The organism is Methylibium sp. (assembly GCF_965279545.1).
Taxonomy (GTDB): Bacteria; Pseudomonadota; Gammaproteobacteria; order Burkholderiales; family Burkholderiaceae_C; genus Methylibium.
In genome coordinates this window covers 1,520,639-1,534,964 of the sequence record NZ_OZ257250.1, presented here as the reverse complement: position 1 = coordinate 1,534,964, position 14,326 = coordinate 1,520,639, and the positions used below count along the sequence as shown (strand labels likewise).

Sequence of the window (14,326 nt, the reverse complement as noted above, 5' to 3'; positions counted from 1 at the left end):
TGGGGAAAGCTCACAATCCCACCGCCCCATGGGAGAAAGCGAGCGTTGCGTCCACCACCTGATGTCAAAATCGACACATGGGGAGTGCGAACACATTGATGTTTGCTGCACAACAAATGGCACCCGCCAGGGTAGCCGGATAAGGAGTACTTGCGCATGTCGTGCGCGTTAAGCGCCGATCGTGGTGCCAAGTAATTTCATTCGCGGGCGCGTTTTCGCCACAGCGACCCGTTCAACCGCTCGATTTTTCGAGACGTAGCGTCTCAACGATTGTCATCGTCCTGGCCCGCCTATACGCGCCAGCTCTTGGCTTCGCCGCGGATGGCGTTTGCACAGGCGCTACGCGATGAGCGGCCTGCCAACTGTCTTTTGGATTTAATTTAATTACGACCGGTCTCGAACATGCCTTTCAACTTTCCGCTGGCCCGTCGCCTGGCCTACCTGATCTCCTTCGTTGCCATATCGGTTCACGTGTCTGCCTGCGCGCAGACCACCGTCTACGGCAACACTGTTTCCATCGGCAAGACGGTCCCCGAGACGGTGAAAACCGTCAAAGCACCCAACATGGATCCGGCGCACTACCGAACACTCAAGAACACCCAGTTCAGCTACAGGTGCTACGTTCCTTATGTACTGAAGACGGGGCAGGCCGCGGTGGAAGTCTGTGAAATCAACCCGGTGAAACTGCAGATCATCAACTGGCCTGAAACCGAGGTGATTCATCTGGTGTCCGGTCACGTCACGATCACTCACAACGATGGGTCGATTCATCGGTACTCGGCAGGCGACATCTTTGTCCTGCCCGAGGGATTTAAGGGCGTCTGGGACCAGCCAGAGATCCTGTCAAAGGTGGTAGTCCGTCATCCGCTTTACTGGAAAGAATGATGACGGAAGTTCAGACGACGCGCGCCGACGCATCGGCTGCGCAGCGCCAGCATGTTTACCTGGGCGCAATCCGATATGCCGCCGGCGGTCTTCAACCGGTCGAGACCGAGATCGCTGACTCCTCGGTCTGTGCGGCATTGCGAGCCATAAAGCACGGCGCCGACACCTTCGCGAAGCATGAAGGTGATTTGATGGAACTCTCGGAAGCGGCCATCGGCGCTTGCCTGGCGAGCTGTGCGGGCGGCGCCGGGGAAATCGACGCCGTGCTGTTTGTGTCCTGCATACTCGATGCGACCGACAACCTCCACCCGACGTGGCTCGCACAGCTTGCGGGTCGGCACGGCCTCGACCAGGTTCCCCACTATCACCTTGGCATCACTGGCTGTGCCGGATTCCATTGGGCTGCACGTATGGCAAATGCGCTCGTTGCCTCCGGGTCTGCACGTAGCGTCTTGATCGTGACCTTCGACAAAGTCGGTCCGCCGCTCCAACGGCTCTACGGAGCGGGCTCTGATTTCATGTACGTGACCGGTGACGCCGCCGCGGCTTGCGTTGTCAGCGGCAGCCCAGCAGGCATGGACTATCGAGTTGTCGGGGACGTTGAGAACGTCTTCGACAGCCGCCAGTACCTTGTACCGTCGATGGATGGCGAGATCAACAAGATTGCCGACCTTTTTGCGCTGACATACAAAGGAGCCAAGAAGACCTGCCGAGATGTCGATCACCTCGTGACGAACAATTACTCGCTTGAGATCAGTCGCCTGTTCGCCCAATTGGCAGGGGTGAGCTTTTCAACCGTGTTCACCTCATCTATCGGCAAGTACGCCCACTGTTTCAGCTCGGACAACCTAATCAACCTGTCAGAACTAGGGGAGCAGGCTTTGGCGGGGCAAACCGTCCTGTGCTTTAGTGCCGGGCCGTCCCAATGGGGTGCGTGCCTACTGGAGCGTATGGAGGCGTCTGGAGCGATTCAGTGATGGTGACCGTCTTCGAACAGTTCCAGCGCATCGCTCGGCTGCACCCGGATCGGTTCGCGCTGATTTCCGATGTGGAGTCCTTGAGCTATCGTCAGCTTGCCGGGCGTGCAACGCGGATTTCCAGTTCTATCCGTCACTGGTCCCTCGATCGGCTCGGACGGGACTTGCGTGCGACTGACGTCGTCGGCGTTTCGCTCCCCAAATGTGCCGACCTCTACGCCGCCATCCTCGGCATCCTCGAGGCTGGCGGGAGCTATCTACCGCTCGACCCCGAACTCGGGCCAGACATCCGCCGCCATATCGCTGAGCGTTGTCGTTGCGTGCTGAGCCTGGTGGGCGAGAGTGCTCAAACAGAACCCGACCTCGATCGAAGCTATTCGAGACTCCAGGTCAGTGCGCCGGATGAGCGCCTGGCTGTCGCCGGCGATCGCGCTCCGACAATTCCGACCGACCTTTGCTACACCATCTTCACCTCGGGTTCGACCGGCGCGCCCAAGGGCGTTGCCGTCCAGCACGGTAGCCTGATGAACCTGGTGAGCTGGACTCGCGCGGAATTCGGCATGGGTGTCGCCACGCGCGGCCTGCAGTATTCAACGATCAACTTCGACGCTTCGGTGTTGGATATATTCCCGACGCTCCTGAGCGGTGGCGCGTTGTGCATTCCGACTGCAGAACAACGGCTCTCGGCCACCGGTCTCAGCGACTTCTGCCGTCGCCACAGGGTAAATCACGCCTTTTTGCCGCCTTCGCTGCTGACGGTGCTTGAGCCTTCCGCTTTCGAATCGATCTCGGTGCTGCTCACCGGTGGGGAGGCTTGCAGTCCGGAAGTCGTCGATCGCTGGTCGGTGGGCAGACGACTCTTCAACCTGTACGGTCCCACCGAGTGCACGGTGCTTGCCAGCTTCAAGCCGATGCAGTACGGGGAAAATCCGCGCAATATCGGGAAGGCGATTCCCGGCGTCCGCTTGCACGTCCTCGACGACAGTGGCGAACCTGCTGTCCGCGGCGAGTTGCACATCGGCGGCCTCGCGGTGGCACCGGGCTATGTGTCGGACGCAGTGACGACCGCTTCCCGCTTTGTACGACTGCCGTGCGTCGACGCCAGCGTCCTCTATAAGACAGGAGACGTTGTAGAGGTCGATCAAGCTGGTGACCTGCATTTCATCGGGCGACGTGATCGCCAAGTCAAGCTACGCGGGTTTCGCATCGAGCTGGAGGAGATCGAAGGCGCTTTGCTTGCTCTCGGGTGCAGGGAGGCCGCTGTCAAAGTCTCTGCTCGCGAAGCGTTGATTGCCTACGTCAGTGCAGATTCACCGATGTCGGACGCTGAACTCAAGGCGGCTTTGATCGAACGACTCGGAGCCTTTAAGGTGCCACAGCATGTGGTGCGCCTGCCGTTGTTGCCCATTCGCAGTAGCGGCAAGATCGACTACCAGTCACTTCCTGACCCCGGCGCCGTTGAAGCCCCTACGGCTGCGCCGCTTCCGGCTTGTCCCGCCTATGCGGCGCTGGCTGAGCTGTGGGCCGGCGAACTGGAGTTCGATTCCCGGACGCTCTCGGTCACATCCAACTTCCGTGATCTCGGCGGAACCTCTCTCAATTTTGTTTCATTGCTGAGTGCGATCGACAGCCGATTCGGCGTCGGAATCGCATTCATCGATTTCTTCCGGAACCCCACGCTGGAATTCCTTCATCAATCGCTTCAACAACATCAGGGAAAAACATGCTGCCTGCGCTAAATCATGTCGGCCTCACCGTGCTGAGCATCGAGGACACCATCGGCTTCTACAAGAAGCTGACTCAAGTGGAAGTGTTCGAAGAGACGGTCCACATCACTGGTGATGGTGTCGGAGAAGTCATCAACGTAAAGCAGCCGGATTACAAGTCCTGCATGGTCCGAATTGGGAATCGGGCCTTCGAACTCATCGAGCACCTGGGTTCCAAGGGCAGGCATCTCGTCGCGAACCACAATGACGTCTGCGGCATCCACCTCGCGTTCATGGTCAGCGACATTGAAGACATCTACCAGCGTGTAAAAAACATGGGCTTGCAGCCGACCACCGCGCGCCCGTACAAGGCGCCCGACCTGGGCGGCTACCAAGCATTCTTCTTCCGAGACCTGAACGGCGTTCAGATCGAAATCGGCCAAGTGCCCTGAGGTATCCAGAATGAACATCGTCCAAGCCACCATCGCGCACGTCGCGCCGACCGCTGATCTCTTCAATAAGTACCGGATGTTCTACGAGCAGCCGAGCGACCTCGAAGGCGCCAAGGCGTTCATCCAAGCCAACATCGAAAACAACCGCTCGCAGATTTTTCTGCTGCTGGACGACGCCGGTCGTGCGGTCGCGTTCTCACAGCTGTATCCGATGCAGTGCTCGACGGCCATGCGACCCATCATGTACTTGTCGGATCTGTTCGTGGATCTGCCGGCGCGTCGCCATGGCTATGCGAAAGCCTTGATGCAGTTCCTGATGAAGAACTTCGGCGAACAGGCAATGCACCGGCTGACGCTCGAAACGGCCCACACCAACTTGGCCGGCCAAGCGCTCTACGAGTCGCTGGGGTACGAGAAAGACAAGGTCTTCATCACTTATCACAGGATGCTGTGAGCGAGCACAAGCGCGTCTCGCAACGTAGCCGGCTTCGCTGACGGCCCTCAGACGCGTTCCAACAATCAAGACTGACTAGGACGGAGTTCCGTCCAGGCAGTCCACGTTCAGGTTTGATGGCTGCAATTGTTGGCCAGGGAGACCTGCGAGTGAGCATCCATGGATTCAACAATCGCATCGCAACCGCTGGACCTCGTTGGGGTTGGCGTCGGCCCATTCAACCTGGGACTGGCTTCTCTTCTTCAACCTGTTGATTCAATCAAAAGCAGGTTCTTCGAGGCCAAGGAGCACTTCGAGTGGCATGGTGGGTTGCTGATGGAGGACTGCACGTTGCAAGTGCCGTTCCTCGCCGACCTTGTGAGCATGGTCGACCCCTGCAATCGCCTGAGCTACTTGAACTATCTCCATCAGCACGGGCGCATGTATCAGTTCTATTTCCACGAGAAGTTCCACATCCCTCGTGTCGATTACAACCGCTACTGCCGTTGGGCGAGTGAGCAACTGCCGGGCATCCAGTTCTCCCAACATGTCTTGGGTGTGACCCGTCGCGGATCGTTGTTCGAAGTTGAGACCAAGGACACGATATCGGGTGCGGTCGAGAAATGTCTTGCCCGCAACATCGTTGTCGGTGTTGGAACGACTCCCTCATGGCCAGCCGCGGCCCGCGACTACCAGCGTGACCCCAATTGCATTCACTCGGCGAGCTACCTGCTCAATAAGAAGCGGCTGCAGGAGAAAAAGAGCATTACCGTCATCGGTAGCGGTCAAAGCGCTGCGGAGGTACTGCTAGATCTGCTGAGGGAGCAACCTCAACACGGCTACGAACTCAACTGGCTGTCACGCAGCAATGGTTTCCTGCCGATGGAGTACTCCAAGCTCGGCCTCGAGCACTTCTCGCCGGACTATACCGAGCACTTCCACCGGCTGCCTGAAGCCAAGCGGAACACCATCCTGGCGGGGCAAGGCAATTGGTACAAGGGGATTTCCTTTTCCACCATCGCTGAAATCTACGACGAACTGTACCGACGATCCGTTGTTGAACGGGCTAGAGCGACCCTTCAATGCCGCAGTGATCTGCGCTCAATGGCGCCGACGAATGAGGGTTATCGACTCAGCTTTCAGCACCTTGAGCTTGATACCGCCTTCGACGTGTTGAGTGAGGCTGTCGTGCTTTCCACCGGCTACCAATACTCGTTCCCTCGGTGCCTCACACCGCTGCGAGACCAGATCCGCAAGGACTTGGTGGGTCGACCCATAGTGCGACGGGACTACAGCCTGGAGATGGAGAGCGAGGACTCGGGCCGCATCTTCATGCAGAACGGGGAAATGCATACCCACGGTATCAGCGCGCCTGACCTCGGGCTGGGGGCGCACCGCAGCGCAACCATCATCAATTCGGTCTTGGGGCGTGAGCAGTACCGTGTCTCAAACCACAACGTTTTCCAGACCTTCGGCATCTCGGACAAGTGGCGGACCTCAAGCGCCAAGAACCCCGAAGCCGTTCACATCCTACAGTGAGATCTGTCATGGACACTCTGCTCTCTTCCGTAACTTCAGACTCTCGCGTCGTGGACGCGTTTCCAGGCCGTTTTGGACAATACGAATTTCCCGTCGATAAGGTTCTGTCGAATCAGGCGCGACTGGAGTCGAACGTGCGGTCCTATCCGCGTCGGTTCCCCATTGCCATCAAGCGCGCGTCGGGTGCGCAAATAGAAGACACCAACGGGCAGGTCTATCTTGACTGCCTATCGGGGGCCGGCGCGCTTGCACTTGGACACAACCATCCTGAGGTCAATCAGGAGATCGTGAACCAGCTGAGCGCAGGTCTCCCATATCAGACGTTGGACATCACGACACCGGTGAAAGACGGCTTTGTCAACGAGCTGATGGCCTTCCTTCCCGCGGCGTTCGCCGAAGATTCGTGTATTCAGTTTTGCGGTCCTTCCGGCTCGGACGCCGTCGAGGCGTCCCTCAAGCTTGCGAAGCTCGCCACCAGCCGTAGCAACATCTTCTCGTTTCATGGCGCCTATCACGGCATGACGAACGGCTCTCTTTCGCTGATGGGGAACCTGAATGCAAAGGCGCGCCGCAGCGGCCTGATGCCCGACGTCCACTTCTTCCCGTTTCCCTACAGCCTGCGCTGCAAGTTCGGTTCCGGCGGCGAGGCCGGTGAGCGCGCATCGATTCGCTACATCGAATCGGTTCTGCACGACCAGGAAAGTGGCATCGTGAAGCCGGCGGCCATCATCTTGGAGCCGATTCAGGGTGAGGGTGGGGTGCTGCCGGCTTCAGCGATGTGGCTACGTGAAATCCGCCGCATCACCTCTGAGCTCGGCATCCTGCTGATCTTCGACGAAATCCAATGTGGCATTGCTCGATCGGGGCGGAACTTCGCGTTCGAACACGCAGGCATCGAGCCAGACATCTTGGTGCTGTCCAAGGCGGTTGGCGGTGGACTTCCGCTGTCCTGCCTTGTCTTCAAGAAGAAGTTCGACGCTTGGGACGCTGGTGAACATGCCGGAACTTTTCGCGGTAACCAATTGGCCATGGCGGCGGGAATGAAGACGCTGCAAATCATCCGACGCGACGGCTTGGCGCAGAACGCTTTGAACATGGGGGAAATCCTCACGGCCAAGCTGCGCAACTTGCAGCAGCGTCAACCATGCATTGCCGAGGTGCGCGGCCGCGGCCTGATGCTCGGGGTCGAGGTCGTCAAGGCCGACGTAATGGATGTGCTGGGGCAACCCCTGGCAGACCCGGAACTTGCCAACAACATCCAGCGAGCTGCTTTGCGGCACGGACTCATCATCGAGAAGGGCGGGCGCCACGGGGCGGTTCTGCGCTTCCTGCCACCGCTGAACATCACAGAGAAGCAGGTGAACTACGCGGCGTGGGCCTTCGAACAGGCCGTTGGGGTATGTGCGCGATGAGTACTTGGCATCAACACTTCGTCTCCACGGGTCCTGACCAGACCCGTGAGTACCGAGATGCAATGAACAGGTGCACCGACCGTTTGAGCGAGCTCCTCGCGGATGCAAGGTCACCGTACTCTGGCATCGACCCACAGGTCCTTCGGCAGAAGATATTCGACTTCCCGCTGACCCAGTCGAACGCTTTGCCCTTGGCGGAAGCGATTGACGAAGCTTGCGAAACCATCGCGCGCCACTCGATACTCGTTCAGCATCCGAGCTGTATCGCCCATCTTCACACCCCGCCGATGATTAGCGGGATCGCTGCCGAGCGATTCATCTCCCTGTTGAACCCATCCATGGACTCGTGGGACCAGTCCGGGTCGGCCACATTCGTCGAGGAGCGGGTCGTCGCCTGGTTGACAGAGCTTTTCCAGCTCGGTTCCGATGCGGACGGCGTTTTCACCAGCGGTGGGACGCAGGGCAACATCATGGCCTTGCTGATGGCCCGAGACTCAGCCATACAACAGCGCTCAGGTCACAACGTGCAACAGGACGGTCTGCCGGACTACTTCTCGACGCTGCGGATCGTCGGTTCGACCAAGAGCCACTTCACGCTGAAGAAGGCGGCGTCCATCATGGGCCTGGGTGAGAAGGCGGTGGTGGATGTCCAATCGCTACCCGACGGCAGCATGGACATCCAGGCACTCCGCGCGAAGATGGTCGACCTCGAGCGAGCCGGTTTGATTCCGTTTGCCATCGTCGGGACCGCTGGAACGACTGACCACGGTGCGATTGACGATCTCGAAGCGTTGGCGCTGGTCGCACAGCGGCACAATGCTTGGTTCCATGTCGATGCGGCGTACGGTGGTGCGCTGATGCTGAGCGGAGCGAAGCATCGCCTGTCCGGCATTCAGCGGGCCAATTCCGTTGTTGTCGACTTCCACAAGCTGTGGTTTCAACCGATCAGCTGCGGTGCATTGCTGCTGAAGGACAAGCGGAACTTCTCACACCTGCGGCACCACGCCGACTATCTCAATCGTGAGACTGACGACTTGCCAAACCTTGTTGACAAGGCGATTTCGACAACGCGTCGGTTCGATGCTTTGAAAGTCTGGATGATGCTTCGCTCAGTCGGAGACCTGACTATGGGGGAGATGGTGGACCACCTTCTGATGCAGACAAAGGCGGTCGCAGCGTTGGTGCAGAAGTTGCCCGCGTTCGAACTATTGGCCAAGCCGAACTTGTCAACGGTCCTTTTTAGATTTATCGGACGGTCGGGCCAAGCCGGAGACGTAAACGACTTCAACCGGTGCCTGCGTGCACGACTCCTTAAGAGCGGCGTGGCTGTGATCGGAGAAACCACACTGGACGGGCGCGCAGCGCTAAAGCTGACAATACTCAACCCCTGCCTGCCGATGCGCCACTTTGAAAGCCTCTTCCAGTTGATCGAAGAGGTTGCGCTGGAGCTTTGATTGCACACGACTAGACATCATGGTCGCTCGCTGAGCGAAGCGAGGGGCTCATGCTGATCGTTTGGGACGGCGCGGCGCAGGACAAGGCCGCATCCGTGCGCGAGTACTTGGAAAGCACGCGCGGTGCCGTGCAGATGGCTGGACGCAGGCCGAGCGTGGTGATGTCATGGATTACGTAAAACTCAATAGATGAATTGTGGCGGTGAACAGGTCTGCTTGTCGCAGACGGCTCGTTTCACAGCTGGTCGTGACGTTACTCTGCAGCAAGACAGTGAGCTCAGGACAAAGCTGGTAGACCAGAAAGCCGCCACTGGTGAACGGCTCCTGATGGCCGATTGCCGTCGACTCAGTTCAAACATTCAAACGCTCTGCAACCCTTGCGGCGTCAGTCTCAGCACCCGATCCGCCCGCCCTGCCGCCGCAGTCGAATGCGTCACCAGCACGCATGCCGCGCCCTCCTGCCGCACCTCGCTCGCCAGCAGGTCCATCACGCGCTCGGCGGTGCTGGGGTCGAGGTTGCCGGTCGGCTCGTCGGCCAGGATCAGGCGGGGCCTGTGCACCACGGCGCGCGCGATCGCGACGCGTTGCAGTTGCCCGCCCGACAGCTGCTGCGGCAGCCGCTCGCCCAGGCCGGCCAGGCCCACCGCGGCCAGCACCGACTGCACGCGCGCCGGGTCGGGGCGGCCCAGCAGCAGCAGCGGCAGCGCCACGTTGTCGGCCACGCTCAGGTGCGGCAGCACGTGGAAGGCCTGGAACACGAAGCCGAGCTTGGCGCGCCGCAGCAGCGCCAGCGCGCGCTCGGGCAGGGCGGTCACGTCCTCGCCGTCGAGTTCCACGCGGCCGGCATCCACCGTGTCCAGCCCGGCGATGGCATTGAGCAGCGTCGACTTGCCGACGCCCGATTCGCCGAGCAGCGCGACGAACTCGCCCGCCTCCACGCGCAGCGACACGTGCTCGAACACGGTGCTGTCGCCGTAGCGCTTGGCGAGGCCGTCGATGCGGAGCAGGCTCATCCGCTGCCCTCGACCAGCCGCCGTGCCAGCGCCACCACCTGCGCGGTCGCGTCCGGCGCGTCGCAGGCCACCACGTGCCGCCACGGCATCCCTCGCAGCCAGGTGAGCTGGCGCTTGGCGAGCTGGCGGGTCGCCGCGGCGCCTTGCTCCTGCAGGCGTTCGAGGTCGGGCGGATCGCCGGCGTCCAGCGCGGCCCAGCCTTGGCGGTAGCCCACGCAGCGCATAGCCGGCAGCTCGGCGTGCAGGTCGCTGCGCGCGCGCAGCCGCCGCACTTCGTCCACCAGGCCGGCGGCCAGCATCGCCGCGAAGCGCTCGCCGATGCGCGCGTGCAGCCAGCCGCGGTCAGCGGGTTCCAGCGAGATCAGCGCGGTGCGGGGCGGGGCCGCGGGCGCCGCGTCGAAGCGCCCGCTGTGCAAGCTCGACAGCGGCTGTCCGGTCGCGCGCCACACCTCCAGCGCGCGCTGCACGCGCTGCGCGTCGTTCGGCGCCAGCCGCGCGGCCGTCGCCGGGTCCACCACTGCAAGCTCGGCGTGCAGCGCCGGCCAGCCGCGTTCGCGGGCCTCGGCGTCGAGTGCGGCGCGGATCGCCGGGTCGGCGACGGGCAGGGCGTCGATGCCGTCGAACAGTGCCTTGAAGTAGAGCATCGTGCCGCCCACCAGCAGCGGCAGCCGGCCGCGCGCGCGAATCTCGCTCATCGCGCGCCGCGCGTCGGCGATGAACTGCGCGGCCGAGTAGGCGGCACAGGGCTCGATCAGGTCGATCAGGTGGTGCGGGACCAAAGCGCGCTCGGCCGCGCTGGGTTTCGCGGTGCCGATGTCCATGCCGCGGTAGACCAGCGCGGAGTCCACGCTGACCACCTCCACCGGCAGCACTCGCGCCAGCGCCAACGCCGCCGCGGTCTTGCCCGATGCGGTGGGGCCGGCCAGGCAGAGGCAGTCGAGGCCCGCCGGGGCAGCGGCGGCGGCGGCCGGCCGCCCCGGTGCCACCGCGCCTGCGGGCCCCGGCATCACAGGAAGGACTCGAAGGGCCCGAGGTAGCGCCACTGCCCCGGCGGCAGCTCGCCCAGGCCGACACGGCCGATGCGGATGCGCTTGAGCGCCAGCACCTGCAGCCCCACCAGCTCGCACATGCGGCGGATCTGGCGCTTCTTGCCTTCGCGCAGCACGATGCGCAGGTGCTGCTCGTTCTGCCACGACACCTTGGCCGGCTTGAGCGCTTCACCGTCGAGTTCGATGCCGTGGCGCAGGCGCTCCAGCTGCTCGGCCGGAAACGCTTCGTTCAAGGCGGCGAGTTCGGGGTGCGCGGTCCAGGCGACGTGCACCACGTACTCCTTCTCGACCTTGCTGTCCTCGCCGATCAGCTGCTTGGCGACGCGGCCGTCCTGCGTCAGCACCAGCAGGCCGGTGGAGTCGAGGTCCAGGCGGCCGGCCGGCACCAGGTGCTTCAACTGGCTGGCGTTGAAGCGCTGCTTGCTGCCGTCGCCCGGCCAGCGGTTGGCCGCCGTGACCAGCGTGAAGGCCGGTGCGTGGCCATCCTCGGCCTGGCCGCTCACATAGCCGAGCGGCTTGTGCAGCAGCACCGTCACGCGCTGCGCCTGTTCCAGCCTGGCCTGCGGGTCGATGGTGATCTGTTGCTCGGGCCGCACGCGGGCGCCGAGCTGGTCGACCACCACGCCGTCGACGCGCACATAGCCCTGCTCGATCCACTCGTCGGCCTCGCGGCGCGAGGCCAGGCCCAGTTCGCTCATGCGCTTGGACAGGCGCGGGTTGAGCTCCTGAGGCGGTGTGGCGGCGGTGGCGCGAGCGGGGGCCGGGCGGGGTGGCGGGCGCTGCGAGGGCCTGGCCGATGGGCGGGGCGGCGGTGCACCACCCTCCGCGGCGCGGGGGGAGCGGCGGTCTGTGTTCGGCCCGCGGGCCGGGTCGCGTGGGGCGGGGCGCTCGGAGGCGCGGTTCGGGTCACGTGGCGAGCGGTCGGCGCCGAGCCGGCCGGGGTCGCGCGGCGGCCGGCCGGTCTCCGTGCGAGGTGCTTCGCGGCGTGGTGGCGGGCGCGGTGCGTCGCTGCGCGGGTGGCGCGGCGCGGCGGGTGCAGCGCGGCCGGCGCGCGGCGGGGCGTCGGCCCGCTCGGGCCGCGGTGGTGGCGCGCTTTCCGCGCGTTGCCTGGCGCGCTCGGCCTCGGCCTGCGCCAGTGTCGGGCGCGCGGGTTTCACGCCGCCGCTGCGCAGCGGCGCGCGGCGTTCGGCCGAGGGAGAGGAGGGCGTGCCGGTCGCCGGCTTCTTGAGCTTGAGGGTGGCCATGTCGGTGTCGATTGGATCATGGCGCGCATGGGGGCGCTTCTCTCCACGCAGCGGCCCGTCACGGCGCTTCGATACACCGCGGACTGCTGGGGTTTAAAGACCTTTGCACGCAACGGTGGTTCGTGCGACCAGGGCGTCGGGTGAATGGCGAAGTGAGGTTAAGGAGGAGCGGTTGGCCCGAGGGGCCGGCCGCGGGGGACACGAACGGAGCTGTTTACCCGGCGGCCTGATCAGCAACGCTCGGTCCTTGCAAGCGTTCTCGCCGACCGCGTGATCGGTACTCAGCGCCTGAATGTCACTGTCGCGGCGTTCAGCGGCCGCGCATGAAGCGCTGGTCCAGCTCCTTCAGTGTGAGCTGGCGCCAGGTCGGGCGGCCGTGGTTGCACTGGTCGGCGCGCTCGGTGCGTTCCATGTCGCGCAGCAGGGCGTTCATTTCCTCGATGCTCAAACGGCGGTTGGCCCGCACCGCGCCGTGGCAGGCCATGCTCGACAGCAGTTCGTGCTGGGCGCGCTCGATCGCCTGCGTGGCGTCGTAGCGGGCCAGTTCGGCCAGCACCGAGCGCGCCAGCGCGACCATGTCGCCGCCGGCCAGCGCCGCCGGGTGCGAGCGCAGTGCCAGCACGCTGGGCGACAGCGCGGTGAGGTCGAGGCCGATCAGCGCCAGCGTGTCCGCCTGGGCCTCGGCGGTGGCCACCTCGGCGGCCGTGGCGGGGAAGATGGCGGGAATGAGCAGCGGCTGCGCTTCGATGCGGGCGTTGGCGAGCCCGGCCTTCAGGCGCTCGTAGACGACGCGCTCGTGGGCCGCGTGCATGTCGACGATGACCAGCCCATCGCGGTTCTCGGCCAGGATGTACACGCCGCCGAGCTGGGCCAGCGCACGGCCCAGCGGCCAGTCGTCGGCGCCTTTCTCGGCGGCCGGCGGGGCGAGTTCCACCTGCAGCAGCAGGTCCACCGCACCGGTGGACGTGGCGGGCCAGGCGGGCGAGCGCTCGGCAACGCCGAGCCGGCTGCCTGCCTCGCCGAGTCCGAGCCCGGCCTGCGTCGGCAGCGAACTCCAGACCGCGGGCATGGTGGGTTCGAACAGCGCTGGCCGGGTTTCGTCGGCGCGCGGCAGTGCGAGCGCGTCCTCGGCCGCGTGGCGCACCGCCTGGTGCACCTCGCGGCCGTCGCGAAAGCGCACCTCGATCTTGGTCGGGTGCACGTTCACGTCGACGCGCGACGGCGCGATCTCGATGAACAGCAAATAGCTCGGCTGGCGCCCGCCGTGCAGCACGTCGGCGTAGGCCGAGCGCAGGCCGTGGGCGATGAGGCGGTCGCGCACGTGGCGGCCGTTGACGTAGACGTACTGCTCGTCGGCCCGCGCCCGCGCCGCATCGGGCAGGCCGATGCGTCCGCTGATGCGCAGGCCGGTGGGCTGGGCCGTGAGCTCGCGGCTGTGCGCCATGAAGTCCTCGCCCAGCGCGTCGCGGATGCGCTGCTCCAGCGGCGCGCGGCGCCACTGCGCCAGCAGCTTGCCTTCGTGCCAGACCGTGAAGCCGACGTCCGGGCGGGCCAGCGCGTGGCGGCGCACCGCCTCCAGGCAGTGCGCGAGTTCGGTGGCGTCGGTCTTCAGGAACTTGCGGCGGGCGGGGGTGCTGAAGAACAGCTCGCGCACTTCCACGCTGGTGCCCACGCCGCGGGCGGCCGGCGACAGCTCGCCGGAGCGCGCGTCGAGCCGCTGCGCGTGGGGCGCGTCGGCGCTGCGGCTGGCGATCGACAGCTCGGACACCGCGGCGATGGCGGCTAGTGCCTCGCCGCGAAAGCCCATCGTCGTCACGTTCTCCAGCTCGTCGAGCGAGCCGATCTTGCTGGTCGCGTGGCGCTTCAAGGCCAGCGGCAGCTCGTGGGCCGGGATGCCGGCGCCGTCGTCCTCGACCACGATGGAGCGCACGCCGCCGGCCATCAGCTTGACCGCGATCTCGCGCGCGCCGGCGTCGAGCGCGTTGTCGACCAGTTCGCGCACCACCGAGGCCGGCCGCTCGACCACCTCGCCGGCGGCGATCTGGCTCACCAGCTCGTCGGGCAGCTCGCGGATCTGCCGGCGCGGACCGGCGTGGGACAGCACTGCATTCATCGAAAAGATTGTAGAAGGGCAGGACTTCTTATCGGCCTGTTATGGTCCG

The 14,326-nt window shown here is 64.1% G+C and carries 13 protein-coding genes; 9 read left to right on the top strand and 4 right to left on the bottom strand.

What is annotated here, in order from left to right:
* Window positions 1–402: 402 nt before the first annotated feature.
* The 9 genes from ACQY9S_RS07155 to ACQY9S_RS07115 all read left to right on the top strand — a co-directional run bounded on the left by ACQY9S_RS07155 (window position 403) and on the right by ACQY9S_RS07115 (window position 9,037).
* On the top strand, window positions 403–885 hold the full coding sequence (locus ACQY9S_RS07155; RefSeq protein ID WP_428424288.1) for a cupin domain-containing protein: 483 nt from the start codon (window positions 403–405) through the stop codon (window positions 883–885).
* Complete coding sequence (locus ACQY9S_RS07150; RefSeq protein WP_428424286.1) at window positions 885–1,862, top strand: 3-oxoacyl-[acyl-carrier-protein] synthase III C-terminal domain-containing protein; 978 nt, start codon at window positions 885–887, stop codon at window positions 1,860–1,862. The genes ACQY9S_RS07155 and ACQY9S_RS07150 overlap by 1 nt, the downstream gene beginning before the upstream one ends.
* Complete coding sequence (locus ACQY9S_RS07145; protein WP_428425628.1) at window positions 1,862–3,601, top strand: non-ribosomal peptide synthetase; 1,740 nt, start codon at window positions 1,862–1,864, stop codon at window positions 3,599–3,601. The genes ACQY9S_RS07150 and ACQY9S_RS07145 overlap by 1 nt, the downstream gene beginning before the upstream one ends.
* A complete protein-coding gene (locus ACQY9S_RS07140) occupies window positions 3,586–4,020 on the top strand; it encodes a VOC family protein (RefSeq protein ID WP_428424284.1) in 435 nt (144 codons plus the stop codon). Before ACQY9S_RS07145 ends, ACQY9S_RS07140 begins: the two co-directional genes overlap by 16 nt.
* A gap of 10 nt (window positions 4,021–4,030) precedes the next feature.
* Window positions 4,031–4,474, top strand: coding sequence for an N-acetyltransferase family protein (locus tag ACQY9S_RS07135; RefSeq protein ID WP_428424282.1), 444 nt, complete (start codon window positions 4,031–4,033; stop codon window positions 4,472–4,474).
* A gap of 159 nt (window positions 4,475–4,633) precedes the next feature.
* On the top strand, window positions 4,634–5,992 hold the full coding sequence (locus ACQY9S_RS07130) for a lysine N(6)-hydroxylase/L-ornithine N(5)-oxygenase family protein (RefSeq protein WP_428424280.1): 1,359 nt from the start codon (window positions 4,634–4,636) through the stop codon (window positions 5,990–5,992).
* An 8-nt stretch (window positions 5,993–6,000) separates the two neighbouring features.
* Window positions 6,001–7,404, top strand: coding sequence for a diaminobutyrate--2-oxoglutarate transaminase family protein (locus tag ACQY9S_RS07125; RefSeq protein ID WP_428424278.1), 1,404 nt, complete (start codon window positions 6,001–6,003; stop codon window positions 7,402–7,404).
* Between the two features lie 83 nt (window positions 7,405–7,487).
* Window positions 7,488–8,858: a pyridoxal phosphate-dependent decarboxylase family protein gene (locus ACQY9S_RS07120; RefSeq protein ID WP_428424276.1), complete on the top strand. Its 1,371-nt coding sequence runs from the start codon at window positions 7,488–7,490 to the stop codon at window positions 8,856–8,858.
* Window positions 8,859–8,908: 50 nt separating this feature from the next.
* Window positions 8,909–9,037, top strand: coding sequence for a hypothetical protein (locus tag ACQY9S_RS07115; protein ID WP_428424274.1), 129 nt, complete (start codon window positions 8,909–8,911; stop codon window positions 9,035–9,037).
* 180 nt (window positions 9,038–9,217) lie between these two features.
* Here the strand turns inward: ACQY9S_RS07115 and ACQY9S_RS07110 are convergent, their stop codons facing one another.
* The 4 genes from ACQY9S_RS07110 to mutL form a co-directional block, all read right to left on the bottom strand.
* Complete coding sequence (locus tag ACQY9S_RS07110) at window positions 9,218–9,871, bottom strand: ABC transporter ATP-binding protein (protein ID WP_428424272.1); 654 nt, start codon at window positions 9,869–9,871, stop codon at window positions 9,218–9,220.
* Window positions 9,868–10,878: a tRNA (adenosine(37)-N6)-dimethylallyltransferase MiaA gene (miaA, locus tag ACQY9S_RS07105; RefSeq protein ID WP_428424270.1), complete on the bottom strand. Its 1,011-nt coding sequence runs from the start codon at window positions 10,876–10,878 to the stop codon at window positions 9,868–9,870. Before miaA ends, ACQY9S_RS07110 begins: the two co-directional genes overlap by 4 nt.
* Window positions 10,878–12,164, bottom strand: a complete 1,287-nt coding sequence (locus ACQY9S_RS07100; protein ID WP_428424268.1) for a pseudouridine synthase — start codon at window positions 12,162–12,164, stop codon at window positions 10,878–10,880. The genes miaA and ACQY9S_RS07100 overlap by 1 nt, the downstream gene beginning before the upstream one ends.
* A gap of 310 nt (window positions 12,165–12,474) precedes the next feature.
* Window positions 12,475–14,277 carry a DNA mismatch repair endonuclease MutL gene (gene mutL / locus ACQY9S_RS07095; protein WP_428424266.1) on the bottom strand — a complete coding sequence of 601 codons (1,803 nt, stop codon included), beginning with the start codon at window positions 14,275–14,277 and terminating at the stop codon, window positions 12,475–12,477.
* Window positions 14,278–14,326: the final 49 nt, after the last annotated feature.

Coding starts and splice junctions, on each gene's coding strand:
- miaA (WP_428424270.1), bottom strand. CDS start 10,878: ATGCCGGGGCCCGCAGGCGCGGTGGCACCGGGGCGGCCGGCCGCCGCC.
- ACQY9S_RS07145 (WP_428425628.1), top strand. CDS start 1,862: ATGGTGACCGTCTTCGAACAGTTCCAGCGCATCGCTCGGCTGCACCCG.
- ACQY9S_RS07110 (WP_428424272.1), bottom strand. CDS start 9,871: ATGAGCCTGCTCCGCATCGACGGCCTCGCCAAGCGCTACGGCGACAGC.
- ACQY9S_RS07125 (WP_428424278.1), top strand. CDS start 6,001: ATGGACACTCTGCTCTCTTCCGTAACTTCAGACTCTCGCGTCGTGGAC.
- mutL (WP_428424266.1), bottom strand. CDS start 14,277: ATGAATGCAGTGCTGTCCCACGCCGGTCCGCGCCGGCAGATCCGCGAG.
- ACQY9S_RS07135 (WP_428424282.1), top strand. CDS start 4,031: ATGAACATCGTCCAAGCCACCATCGCGCACGTCGCGCCGACCGCTGAT.
- ACQY9S_RS07130 (WP_428424280.1), top strand. CDS start 4,634: ATGGATTCAACAATCGCATCGCAACCGCTGGACCTCGTTGGGGTTGGC.
- ACQY9S_RS07150 (WP_428424286.1), top strand. CDS start 885: ATGACGGAAGTTCAGACGACGCGCGCCGACGCATCGGCTGCGCAGCGC.
- ACQY9S_RS07155 (WP_428424288.1), top strand. CDS start 403: ATGCCTTTCAACTTTCCGCTGGCCCGTCGCCTGGCCTACCTGATCTCC.
- ACQY9S_RS07100 (WP_428424268.1), bottom strand. CDS start 12,164: ATGGCCACCCTCAAGCTCAAGAAGCCGGCGACCGGCACGCCCTCCTCT.
- ACQY9S_RS07115 (WP_428424274.1), top strand. CDS start 8,909: ATGCTGATCGTTTGGGACGGCGCGGCGCAGGACAAGGCCGCATCCGTG.
- ACQY9S_RS07140 (WP_428424284.1), top strand. CDS start 3,586: ATGCTGCCTGCGCTAAATCATGTCGGCCTCACCGTGCTGAGCATCGAG.